The sequence below is a fragment of the Haloarchaeobius amylolyticus genome (genome assembly GCF_026616195.1).
Classification (GTDB): domain Archaea; phylum Halobacteriota; class Halobacteria; order Halobacteriales; family Natrialbaceae; genus Haloarchaeobius; species Haloarchaeobius amylolyticus.
This window is the reverse complement of sequence record NZ_JANHDH010000004.1, coordinates 187,670-200,805: the sequence shown is the minus strand read 5'-3', so window position 1 is coordinate 200,805 and position 13,136 is coordinate 187,670. Positions and strand designations below refer to the sequence as shown.

7 protein-coding genes are annotated in these 13,136 nt (G+C 55.2%); 6 read left to right on the top strand and 1 reads right to left on the bottom strand.

The window, feature by feature from the left end; genetic code table 11:
- Nucleotides 1-151: 151 nt before the first annotated feature.
- From NOV86_RS22200 to NOV86_RS22175, 6 genes are all read left to right on the top strand, one after another.
- Entirely contained in the window at nucleotides 152-2,875 is a 2,724-nt protein-coding gene (locus tag NOV86_RS22200) for a DEAD/DEAH box helicase (RefSeq protein WP_267644045.1), read from the top strand.
- A gap of 42 nt (nucleotides 2,876-2,917) precedes the next feature.
- On the top strand, nucleotides 2,918-6,994 hold the full coding sequence (locus NOV86_RS22195; protein ID WP_267644044.1) for a homing endonuclease associated repeat-containing protein: 4,077 nt from the start codon (nucleotides 2,918-2,920) through the stop codon (nucleotides 6,992-6,994).
- Between the two features lie 4 nt (nucleotides 6,995-6,998).
- A complete protein-coding gene (locus tag NOV86_RS22190) occupies nucleotides 6,999-8,411 on the top strand; it encodes a DEAD/DEAH box helicase family protein (RefSeq protein WP_267644093.1) in 1,413 nt (470 codons plus the stop codon).
- A gap of 90 nt (nucleotides 8,412-8,501) precedes the next feature.
- Nucleotides 8,502-8,681 (top strand): hypothetical protein, encoded by a 180-nt coding sequence (locus NOV86_RS22185; protein ID WP_267644043.1) that lies wholly within the window; start codon nucleotides 8,502-8,504, stop codon nucleotides 8,679-8,681.
- Nucleotides 8,681-10,717, top strand: a complete 2,037-nt coding sequence (locus NOV86_RS22180; protein WP_267644042.1) for an AAA family ATPase — start codon at nucleotides 8,681-8,683, stop codon at nucleotides 10,715-10,717. Before NOV86_RS22185 ends, NOV86_RS22180 begins: the two co-directional genes overlap by 1 nt.
- Entirely contained in the window at nucleotides 10,714-11,190 is a 477-nt protein-coding gene (locus NOV86_RS22175) for a DNA phosphorothioation-associated 4-like protein (protein WP_267644040.1), read from the top strand. Before NOV86_RS22180 ends, NOV86_RS22175 begins: the two co-directional genes overlap by 4 nt.
- Before the next feature lie 684 nt (nucleotides 11,191-11,874).
- On the opposite strand, the gene NOV86_RS22170 is transcribed toward NOV86_RS22175, so the two are convergent.
- On the bottom strand, nucleotides 11,875-13,053 hold the full coding sequence (locus NOV86_RS22170) for a hypothetical protein (RefSeq protein ID WP_267644039.1): 1,179 nt from the start codon (nucleotides 13,051-13,053) through the stop codon (nucleotides 11,875-11,877).
- Nucleotides 13,054-13,136: the final 83 nt, after the last annotated feature.

Below are 13,136 nucleotides of genomic sequence, written 5' to 3'. Positions count from 1 at the left end.
TTGGACAGAAAAAACTCGGTGTCGTTCGGGTCAACTTCGACGAATCGATTCAGTAATCAGCAGGCTTTGCCGGGTTCGGAAGAATTCGCCCAGAACGTTCAAGCGTCCGACCACTACTACGATATAATATCGTAAAACGAGGGATTTGAAGGTGGGACACAACATCGACGATATTGTCGATAGCCGAACAGGGAACGCCCATTCACCTGGAGAACAGTTCCATGAGTCGTTTCTATCGCGTTATCCAACGAGTCAGTGGCCGTCATTCATCGACGACATCGCCGTTGATATCGACGAAAATATCGGTATCGGTTCAACCGGCCTAGATCGGTTCAACTTCGCTCGGGAGATCGGCCCGTTCTACGAGGAGGGGATGGTCGCCGCATCCGGGACTCACGGTGATATCGAGTCGGTGCTGAACAACTCGATCGATGAACGAGGGTTGGGAACGGTCGTGTTCGAGTTGAACAAGCTCCAGTACGAGATCGAGCAGGCAGACACGGGTCTAGAGAATGTGCAGAACGCGATCGAGGCGGTACTGGAGAAGCTACTCACACAGGAGACTGGCGTGGATTTTTCGACACATTCGCAGACCGAGATTGGAACGACAGCAGACCTTGTGATGGAGTTGTTCTCCGATGATTCTGTTGCACGCCATGCAGAGACGCTCGTCGACGAGTTCGAGGAGAGCGTCCAAGAGGGTTTGCTGGCACGTCTCGACGAACCCCAGATGATGACGCCGTTGTGGCATCATCAACTCGAAGCGCTCCGGGCATGGCAGAAGGCCGGGTATCGCGGGTATGCAGACATGGCGACGGCAACAGGAAAGACGGTGTTGGGACTCGCTGCGATTGCGCTTCGCTACGGCCACCTGCATCCAATCGACGACGTAGAAGGGCAACGTGATCAACAGGGGACTGACACGGTTTTGATAGTCGCGCATAGCGACCTTATCCTTGAGCAGTGGCGGCGAGAGTTCGACAACCACCTGAATATCCCACAGGATCGGACGCGGGGCGCCGCCGAGATCGAGTTGACGTGGGGGGAGGTTCATTTCCGGACGCCACAACGCTTGATCAACCAGTCGGACTACGATTACGACCTCGTTATTTTAGACGAAGCGCACCACTACGCAACTGCGAGCGAGTGGGGGTCGCTGCTGGAGGCGTTTGACGCGGATATTCTCGCACTCTCTGGCTCGGTCGACGATGCGGGGACTGATAGCGAGGCGCTTCAAGACCGACTCCGAGAAAGCGTAGGGCCGGAAATCAAGCGATACGGGATTGCTGAAGCTCAACGCGACGGCGTAATCCCGGCGTTCGACTGGGAGATCCGGTACGCGCCGTACGAGAGGGACGATGAATTCGTCGAGCTCTCCAGGTCGGTCACCGAGTCGTTCGAAGCGTTCAGGGACCGAATCGAGTCGGGCGAAATTTCAACGGAACGCCGGTTGCGAACGTTCGATGACATACGGACGTTCACGCACACGACTGAGGGTAAAGCGTTGAAGCGCGATGATGACGCGTTCAGAGATCTGTCGACGGCGCTGTTCTCGCGGCGAATGAAGCGGTGGCATCTGGCGCCATCTCTCGACGGTATTGTGGAGGTGGTTGCAGAGCACCGGAACGATCACGTGCTGGTGCTCGTGGACAGCAACGCGCAGGTCGAGGTGCTTACAGACTTACTTGCCGAGCGTATGTCCACAAGGGTGCAAGCAGCGACCAGTGACCAGTCTAGAGAAGCACTTCGAGACCAGTTAGATGCGTTTGACGAGTCAGAGGACGGTGGCGTCGTTGTCGGGACGGGAGACCTCCTCGGTGAGGGCGTCGATATCCCGGCAGCGAACGTCGCGGTGAACATGGCGACCGGTGGTGTGAACGCGCAGCTCGTACAGCGTATTGGGCGCGTACTCCGGAATCCGTCGGAAGAAAAACACGCACGCTTCTACAACGTCGTCGGTGTCCCGGATGGAGACGCTGCGGTACCCGCGCAAGATGGCCGCCAACTGATCGAGGACGCAGGCGAATTCTGCGCCCTCGGCGGACGGTTCAAAAACCTCCCTGGTTTCGCGACAACGAGCGACATGGACTCGGAGGGTGTGTCGCGCCTCCTGCACAAGGGTCTCGATGCCATCGAGACACTAATCGATGAGGGAACATACGACTGGCCAAGTGACGAACTGGAGACGACGCACTTGAAAGGCCTTCTCGACGTCATCAATGAATCGGACGACCTCACGCCGGCATCCGTGCTCGGAGAGTGGAGCGAGTACAGTTGGTTCGAGAGCAAGAGGGAATACGACGAGGTAGCGTCCAACGAAGCTCGGCCACTATCGACGACGTCTGTGTCAGTTGTGACGAGTGCTGGGGCACCGCTGGAGTCGGCACAGCTCGCTATCGAGACGGTCGACGACCAAGATGCAACGGTATTCGAGACTGGCCCGAACGAATGGGAGGTCACACTTCGCGGGGCTGGCGAGGCGATGCTCCGCGCCACACACCCTGATTTCGAACCGGTGAGCCGAAAGCTCACCGTGGCAGGCGCTCCCGAACATCTCGAACTTGAGCAGTCACCTCGACTCCAGCGGGAGGATGTCGAGTTCGTCGCGTCTACTACAAGGTCCAATGAGGACACTGTTGTGTGTATCGTGACTGACAGTGACAAAATGCCTATATCGGGTGTTGCGGTCAGTGTTACGAATCAGGAGTGCGCGTTGTTCGGTGTTACAGACGACAAGGGACGGGTAGAACTTGAAGGAGTCGACCCAAATTCAGAAGCCATGGTGAGTGCTCACCACCCCGACTTTGACGTGAAAACGATGTCTATATTCACTCCAACGAACGCGACAGTAGCGGTACGATTGCACGACAGATGACGATGCCAGCAGACAACATACGGCGACCCGGAGGGAAGACGGATGGTGAGTGACCGAGAGATCGACGAGATTGTCGCGAGTGCGGAGGGAGACATTGACCGCGATTTGTTGACTGAGACGGGGGCTGGCGGGTTTTTCAGTTCAGGTTACTTTTCAACGAAGCCCCTCGTCCAGAGGTTCCAGCCTCGGGAACGCCCGAACTTCGTTTTCGAGAACAGGAAGCGTGGAATTGACATTGAGGAAGGAACTCGTACAGAGAACATCTCTCCGGAGGACGACTTCCGGGCTGCTATCATTCTGACGAACCAGCGCATCCTTTGCGTGTTCGGGGAACAGAATCGAGACCGGGTCGTGACCATCTCGTACGACACAATCGACAAGGTGGAGGTGAGTAAGGGAATCCGTCGTGACAAAATCGTCGTGAAGGCCGAAGGGAGGACTTATCACCTGTACACGAGGAAGTCAGCGAATAGCGACGCTGGATCGGCCTACATTCGATATCGGAGCGAACGAACTGCGGAGATGACAACCGGAGCGGGGGGCACCGTGTCGACCGACGCAGTAGCCGGGGTGGAAGACTCCACAGAAGGTATCGCACCGAGTGACTCGACCGAGTCATCGTCGGAGTCGATGACGGACGCGCACAGCGATTTAGCTGGTAATGCGAACGCCGAGGATGATTCAGCGTCATCTGCGGAAAGTGTCCACGTCGAAGATGAACAGAATTCCTCTACTGACCGTACCTCATCGTCCAGTGGGTCGAAAGCCAGTCCATTCGAAGACCAGCAGATAGAGGCTTCTAGTGGTGGGACTGAGGATTCGGATATTACGACAGAGTCGGGTGTAGAGGAGACGGATGGCCCTGACACGGAGACGGGTGTGGAGGAAACGGAAGGTCTCGAACGTGAACCGGTTGGGTACGCGTGGTCGGCGGACGACGATTTGCCACCGTGGAAGTCCAACGAATCCGGAGCAGACCGAGTTGCTGCATCGTCGTCACTCTCGAACACAGACGAGGGAGCTCTCGATGCCGCTGTAGACCAACTCATCGACAGTATGACGGAGGACTCCCGTGAGGCGTCTCAGTCGAATGATGAATCCACCGACGAGCAACACGAGAGGCAAGAAGGTTCGAACGACTCGCCGAAAGATACAGATTCAACCGCTGACGCTGCCAGCAGCACTGACGTTGAAGACCGGTCTGACAGCACGGAGACTGTTGAAGACGATATCGAACACGAAGGCGAAACCGACGAGTTAGCAGAATCCAGGGGCGAGGAAAACGACGAAACGGGTCTTGAATGCGAGGAGGACGTTGAGCACGACGAATCCGGGGACGGTGAAGATGAGAGCTCCGTCGCTCCGGGCACGATTACGGCGCCGGCAGTCGGCGATGCCGATTCATGGACGACGGAGACTGACCCGGAATTACCCACAATCGAGCGAGTGGAAGTTCTGGACAAGGAGGCTTCGGGATTCGTGGAAGCCGCGGTCGAGCGTTTCGATAACGATGGAGAACTCCCCGACCATGAGACAGGGATTCGAGTCCACGCTGACCTATGCCGGGCACGCAGAGCACTTACACAGGATGCAGGCGATGTCGGTACCGAACTCGACTCGGCGCTCAAAGTACTCGAAACAAAGCTCGCAAATAATACGGACACGCTTGCACACGACGGCACTCGCACGTGGTCGAGCGTCGATGTCACGTTCGTCGTCCACGACCAGGACAACGATCCCATCGAATCGGCAACGATCGAGGTTGCAGAGCGAGATGTCGCCGAGCACGCTACCACCGACGAGGATGGGCGCGTCGAGATATCTGTGACTGCAAACATCGACACATTTGATATAACATGTCACCATCCGGAATATAAGTCGATAACTGGTACTGTCCCTGTCGTCCGAGACGACATCGTTGACATTCAGCTAGCCACCGATCCCTTGTACTCCAGTGCAACCCACACTGAAGACTCCGACAGACCGAAGGACGAAGGGCGGCCCACGACCACCGACAACGGTTCCGAGGTGGGGTCCGACCCGGGAGATAGAGAGTCCTCGGAATCCGACGACTCAGAACCGGAGGATGAACCGACGCGGGAGGCACTCCTCGCTGAACTATCGAGAATCGACCGTGAGTGGTCTCAAGATATCGACCGTGTTCTCCTTCATTCCGTAAGCGACTACCATCCCAAAGCCTTCGAGAACACGTTCGGGAGTCTCGATGCCGCAATCGCTACCGCCCAGGACTTCAACCAGTGGAACACCCCCGAGAAAAACGGAGAGACACCGAGCGACGCAGACGCGACAGCCGAGGAATCAGAGTCCGTTGAGGACAAACTGGACCGGGCCATCCGGGAGGCAGGACTCGATGAGGACGGCCCTGACGACCCACCTGCTGACCCTGAACAATCTAGCCCACGGGAGTGGTCGTCTCATCAGGAGGACTTGCTGACTGAACTCAGACGACTTGACGACGAGTGGTCGAAAGATGTCGACCGACGCCTCTTGTACACGGTCGGTGAGTACTCACCTGACGAGTACGAGACCGAGTTCGGAGGGCTAGAGAAAGCGTTGGTCGCTGCAGGTATCGACGATGGGTCCGAGGGCGAAGTACCAGATTCCAGTACTGAGGAGGATGATGGGTCCGAGGGCGAAGCAAATCAGGTTGCCGACGACTCCGACAGGGAGTCCTCTCACCGTGAAGCGCTTCTAACAGAGCTCAGACGACTCGACGACGAGTGGTCGAGAGATGTCGACCGACGCCTCTTATACACGGTCGGTGAATATTCGCCAGCCGAGTATGAGGCCGAGTTCGGGAGTCTAGACACAGCGCTCGCCGCTGCAGGGATTGACGAAACCCTGGAATCCGAACGTGAGGACTCCATGGACACCACTTCCAACTCCAGAGCCTCGGATTCAAAAGGCGACGATAGTGGTGGGAATGCAAGCGGGCGAGAAGATACTGGAAATCTGCACAGGTCGGGGTACACAAAAGCCGAAGTTGAAGCGGAGATTCAACGCTTGACAGACAAACTCGGACGCGTCCCTAAAGTGTCCGAGATGCAGGAGTACGGTAAGATGTCGCCGACGCCTGCGTATCGACACTGGGGAAGCTGGTCCAACGCGCTCGAAGCGGCTGGCGTCACCGGGCAGGACGACGTGGACATCGTTGATTCGAGTGAAATAGCCTCTGATGAGACTGGTGAGTCGCATCTGAGTGACCCGTCTCTGCCGCCGAACGAACTCGCGGAACTCTACGACTTTTTCGGCCACTTTGAATCGATGGTCGATGAAGTAGCAGACAAGCTTGAGAACGAAGCGGGTGATACAACCGATGCCTGGTACGACACCGTGTACGACTACTGGGCAGGCGACGGCACATCGGACGCCCCGTCACTGGGCGCCCAGCAGAGTAAACGAAACGACTTCTCAATCGCGAAGTACCGCGAAACCTACGGCGATGGAAACCGGGTTCAGATGTTCCACCACGTCGAAACCGCATCATTCCCTGAGTCTCAGTGCGTGAAGGTCGACCAAATGAACGTTTCCTTCGATAGTTCCACGGCCCACGTGCCCGTCGCGCCCGTTTCTGGCGAACGACTGCCGGTGCTCGTTGAAACGCAAGAAGAACTCGAACGTGCGCTGTCGCTCCTCGACGAGTTCCCCTCCCAGCCAACCGCTGACCATGAGCCCTCTGAGGGCCGCGATACACACGAAAATATTCCACCTGAGGGCCGGGTTGACTCGCTTGAAGTGTCGGTCAAAGACTATGAGCGCAACCCCGGTTCTCGACGAGACGCGACCGTGAAGGTCAAGATGCCGGATGGAGGCGAACTCGACTTCCAGCTTTGGTCAAAACACGACATCGATGCCGACTGGGAAACTGGAGCGACTTACAGAATCGAACAGGCACGTCACAAGGTCTGGAACTCCTCAACTGGAGTAGGCCGTTCGCTCAGCAGCACGCGCGACTGTATAGTGACACGGATTGATGGCGTGACCGACACTGGCAACGGAGATAGAGCGACCGACAAAACTAACGGTGAAATCAGGAGTAGTGAAGACGACGAGGATAGCAGTCTTCTGGACAGCATCGAAGACGAATTCAACTGGTAACAATATGAGTCACCTATCTCCCCCCGAATGGGTCGAGACACGGCCGTATCAACAGCGAGCCATCAAGAAATGGCTTGGAGCTAATGGACGGGGTATTCTTCACATGGCGACCGGCACCGGGAAGACGGTGACTGCGTTACTTGCGGCCTCGAACGTCGCTCGCCACGTCGATGGGAAGTTCGTTCTCGTCGTGGCCGTTCCGTACCAGCATCTGGTCAATCAGTGGGCTGCCGATCTGCGCAACTTCGGTGCAACACCGATTCTGGCGTACCAATCCCGAAAGAACTGGCAACCACGGTTAGAGCGGGAACTCCTCGAGTTCAACAACGGTGTCCGTGAGCTCTCCGTTGTGGTCACAACGCACCGGACGCTCTCGAAGCCAGCGGCAAGAAAAACGCTTCGACGGGCCACTGGGGGGATGATGCTAATCGCGGACGAAGTCCACCATCTCGGCGCGGCCTACACACAGAACGCTCTTATGGAGGAGTTCTCGCTCCGACTCGGACTGTCTGCAACGCCCGAACGCTGGTACGACGACGAAGGAACGGAGGCGTTAGAGGAGTACTTCGGCGGCACCGTCTTCGACTACGGGCTCGGGAAAGCAATCGAATCCGGTGCACTGTGTGAGTACTACTACGTCCCCCATATCGTCGAACTAGAGGAGGACGAGATGACTGTCTACATGGAATTGACGGAGAAAATCGGGCGGCTCATCGCTCGACAAGGGAATGAGGGAGATCTCGACCTTAGTGACAATCAATCACTCCAGACCGTGCTGTTCAAACGAGCTCGACTTATCGGGACCGCCCGCGAGAAACTTGAGTTGCTCGTAGACCTATTCGAGGAGGAGAACGACCCTCGGCACTCGCTCGTCTACTGTAGCGACGGGTCCACAGGGGTTGAGGACGACGGAACGCGACACGTGGACGCTACAACTGAACGCCTACGGTCGGACTGCGGCCTGTGCGTCGAACGGTTCACAGCCAGGGAAAAGCAATCGAAACGCGAGCAATTGCTTGCGGCCTTCGAATCAGGTGACATCGATGTACTAACCTCCATACGGTGCCTCGACGAGGGGGTTGATGTCCCAGCGACCCGGACAGCATACTTGCTCTCAAGTACATCGAATCCTCGCCAGTACGTCCAGCGCCGTGGACGCATCCTCCGAAAGCACGAAGACAAGCCGTACGCAGTCATCCACGACTTCATCACCATCCCGGATACGACACGCCATCCAGAGGTCCTATCAGACGACAGGTATAACGCCGAACGTACACTTATCCGGAAGGAACTGGGACGGGTTTCGACATTCGCTGACTCGGCCCGCAACCACCCCGACGCAGACATCGACGGTGTTCCAACAACGAGTCGGTCGCTTCAGGAGGTCCGGCGTCGATACGACCTTCTCGCCACGTGAAAGGTCGGCTCCCCCGTCACGGAAATATGTGCCATCCACGTAGTGCCCAGCCAATGAAGATATAAGGCCCAAGTGACGTGATTTGAGATAATGAGCGACGAGCGGGCAGATCATACACCAATAGGGAACGTGGAGTTAGAATTTGACGAAGACACACTCCGGCGGATTCGTGAACGAGTGTTGCAAGCAGAGAAGGAGAAGTTGAACCTCGAAACCCCACGAGGAATCAACAACGAAATCGAGCAAATACTCCGAGAGGAGGTGAACTGATGGAACTCCATCGGCTTTCGCTCGAGAATTTCCGGCAGTTTCGTGACGAGTCTATCGAGTTCGCTCGGGAAGCCAACGAGGGTGTAACTGTGATTCATGGCTCGAACGGTGCCGGTAAGACGACGCTCTTGAACGCGTTTACATGGCTCTTCTACAACGATGTCGATTTCGACACTCGCCCAGACAGGCTCGTGACAGAAGGCGCGATAGCCGAGGCAGGAGTTGGGGACCGACTAACCGTGTCTGTGGTTCTTGAGTTCGAGCATGACAACGTGTCCTATGTTGCGGAACGTCAAGCCGTCTACGAAAAGCAGTCAGCTACCGACTTCGACGGGGAGATGGTCGACATGGACCTGACGGTCAAGTCGAAAGACGGCGAGACGTGGAATGAACGTGGAAATCCAAGAAATACCCTCGATCAGATTATTCCAGAACGGCTGAGTAGCCTCTTTTTCTTTGATGGTGAAGATATCGAAGAGCTTGCTGGTATTGACAACCAGGACCGCATCCAGGAATCCATCCAGAATATCATGGGGCTCACCATCCTCGAACGAGCGACACGACACTTGGACACAGTCAGTGGTCGCTTCGAGGACGAAGTCGAAGAGTACGCCAGCGACGAACTCGCGGGACTAATTGAAAAGAAACGGAAGCTTGAGGGGGAATTAGAAGCACTCGAACGAGAACACAAGGATAAGAAGCGGGCGAGGGAACGAATCAAGACCGAGATTCGGGACATTGACCAGAAGCTCGAACGTCTTGACGAGAGTGCCGCATTACAGGAACGACGGGAGGAATATGAGACCCAGCGGCAGGCATTGAAGGAGCAAGTTGAGGACATCAACGAGGCCATTCGAAACGAAGTTGATGGTAAGGGGTTCGTTCCGCTAGCCATGCCGTTGTTGGAGGATACAGCTGAGCAACTTGACGAGATGCGGAAGGATGGAGTGATACCCTCCGATCTGAGCAACTCTTACATCGATTCACTACTGGAAGCCGAGCAGTGCATCTGTGGACGGTCTCTGGAATCGGGGACGAAACATCGCCGTCAAATTGAATCGATGAAGGGTGAGGGAGTCGCTGACGGTGTCGAGCAAAGCGCTATTCGGATCATTGGCCACCTCAACCAAATCGAAGAGTTAGAGTCAGAGTTCTTCGAAAACGTAGACGACTTCATCGCAGAACGGAAGGAACTTCATGATGAAATTATCGAGAAGGAAGAACTCATAGACGAAGTGAGTTCGGAGCTTCAGGACATGGACCAAACGACAGAATCCGGCGAGTCCATTAAAGACCTGGAGAAAATGCGCGAATCGAAACAACAGGAACGGGATCAGTTGGCGAATGAACTTGGACGGGTTGAAGAACGGATTGAACAAAAAGAGGAAGCCATCGCAGAATTGGAAGAAAGGATTGACGCACAGCGTGACGAACAGGAAGAGGCGCTTATTGCGAAGCGACGGCAACGAGCGGCTGAATTGGTCAGCGACGAACTGGATGAGGCGTTCGCCGGCCTGAAGAACAAAGTCCGAGAACTCTCGAACTCAAAAATAAATGAAACCTTTGGGTCGATAGCTAGCAAGGACATGACGGCGGAAGTCACCGAAGATTTCAAACTGAAGATATGGCAAGATGTCGGTGGGGAACGCATTGAGGTCGACAAGTCTACCGGCGAACGCCAAATTGCGAGCCTTGCTTTCGTCGGGAGTCTCGTGGACATTGCTCGCCAGCGCTACGAGTCTGATGCCGACTCTGAGTATTTCACCGGTGGTATTTACCCCCTAGTCATGGATTCACCGTTCGGTGCACTCGACAAATCGCACCGCCGTCAGGTGAGTCGGGTTATCCCGAAGCTGGCCAATCAGGTCGTCGTTTTCGCGACAGACTCCCAATGGGAGGGGCCTGTCGAAGATGAGATGAAGACGAGAGTGGGTCAACAATACTGGTTGGACTTCGACGAAGGGAACGGCACCGGAGAATACCCGCAGACGCGGATTCGTTCGGAGCGTGTCACTGCAGGAGGTACCCGTTCATGAACTTCATCTCATACCGGAAGTCAGACCTGTATACGAAAGTCGTCGATGAGTACGATGTATTCGAGCACTCGTACGATTTCCTCGTATTTCTAGCAGTGTTGGGGTATCGCGAAGGGCGAGTTGAGCGTGAGGATTACCAGGGAAGTGACGCGGACGGCACGAAGGGCCAAATCGGCGTCGAGAACTTCTTCGCGAACGACCTGTACCGCATCATCACGGCCTCGATTGCCTTCCAAGATACCGGCGATCCGGCTGCACTTGTTGATGTCGACGTACAGGCAGAAAAACTTGCACAGTATGCAGCGGGTGGTCTGGAAGTGGCTGAGGAGGAATTTGGCCACGTGGCTGGGGGCCCAACTGATGCGATCGTGAACTACATCAAGAATCACGACACGGAAGAATATCAGGGAACTCTCGGAGACATCGTGAAGGCGTTCGATGACCAGATGATGGGCGTTGAACAGAAGGATTAAGATCGAGGAGTTGTCTGAGTCGACCCTAACCTGGGTTGATACCCAAACAGGTGATAGATTGTCGAAAAGTGTGAGAAACCGGTAAAACGCGTTCTCAAATTTCTTGTTGAGTGTGGTATTGCACGATAACTCGTTGTACTGGCACCCAAACTCCGTATCGGCCAGGCCTTGTTGTTGGAGTTATTTCTGTGTACTGAGCCGTAGGGGTGCTTATCTGCGAACCGTTGGTGACGAATTCTCGGTGCAGGTCCTGTTTGAGAATCCCTTCGACTTCTTGGAAGTCCAGCTGAACAAGCGATCTCCGCGAACGAGGTTAGGCCCCCTAATTCAGTCAGTACGTCCTTTTGGAGCTGGTCGTCGCGTCTTCGCGCTCGCTCTCGAAGTCGAGCATCACTGGCACGGCCCGTCACCTCTGTCGGTCCGTGCGCGATTACGCTCAGCCTCGCATCGCGGGCAGTCCTGAGCCGGTATCTCGTGGGTATAGACCGTCTCCTTGGAGATACCGTGGGTTGCGCACCGCTCGCTCATGCGGCGCTCACCTCGATTTGTAAAACCGCCAGACAGCGGCGACCCGCGACCAGAAGCTGGTTGGGATCCAGATTTTGGGTTTTGAGATCGCTTATCTCTCAAAATCTGGTGGTAGAGGTCTCTTAGGACCAGATTCGAGTTAATTCCAGGCTGGCCCTACCAGAACCCGTGATCGTGTCGTAAGTACCAGGGATAGCTGGTCGGGTCGAATGAACTCAGGGTGGACGAATGCACTTTTGTCCTGGGCATAATCACTCCGAGGTGCTTGAGCTGGAGTGTAAAGTTCTGGATGATGTTTTGCCTGATCAACTCCTTCCAGACTGATTCATTCTGGTAGATCTCGCTCTCGTCTCCTACCTCAAGATATTCGACTGCCGTAGACCGTTGCTCCGGGAGACAGAAGAGGCTCAGAAAGACGTTCGGATACTGGGTGACCAGCCGTTCAATAACATCGGGGACCGTGACAGACTGCCGGTTGAATGATTGGATAGCCTGATACAGAAGTTCGAAGTCTGGATGGCGACGAAATACATCTTGGAGGAATGTCCCGATAGTTGAATTCTCCTCGAACAGGGAACCTCTCTGTGGGATACCGCCTTTGATCCTGTCTAAGTCACTCAGAGACTGAACACCGTGTCCACGAAAGAAGTCGATGGCAACCTGGCCACGGTCTGATAGCGTGAGATCTGTCTGATTCAATAGGCTGAGTTCCACCGCTCCGTCTATTGCTGCAGCGCCTTCGTCGAAACCGAATTTCGTTGCGATAATGTCGCAAATTTCCTCTTTGTCTGTGACGCTAAATTTACTTACTACGAGGAGTGGGGAAATGTAGTTGAGCGGTTGTGAGAGTTGCATACTGGAGATGGACCCGTTCCGAACCGTTCCCTGGAGAAATGCCTTGAGACGGGTTTCGACATCGAGAAGCGAGTTCTTGATTTGAACACTTGGTGGGTCCCGGAGGATCGGTGTCATAGCCTGCTTAACACGGATCGTTCCAATTTCCGCCATGGATTCTTCGACCCTTTCTAGTGATTTAGCCGGGGCTGCCAAGTAATTGTAGTGAGCACCGTCTTCGTATCGCTTTGCTTGTTTGATTCCCTTCTCAATGTCCCTCGACCCCTTCACCTCCACGGCGAACACGTGTCCTGCTGGGGTACGGCCGAGAATGTCAGGATAGAGTCCATCGATAGTGATGTTGTGGCGGTCGTAACGCTGTAAAATACTCTTGTAGTGGTCCGTGTGGGCTTCTGGGATGTGTACAAAGAAGGTATATGACTCCTCACTAAGGTAGGAAGTAACCTGCTTGAATATTTCTAGCTCGCTAACCTGAGACATCTTATACACATCACCCGACGCATTCACCGCATAAAGAGCATATAGAAATTCTTTCTGCCAATCACGTCAATCGTCTCGTGTCT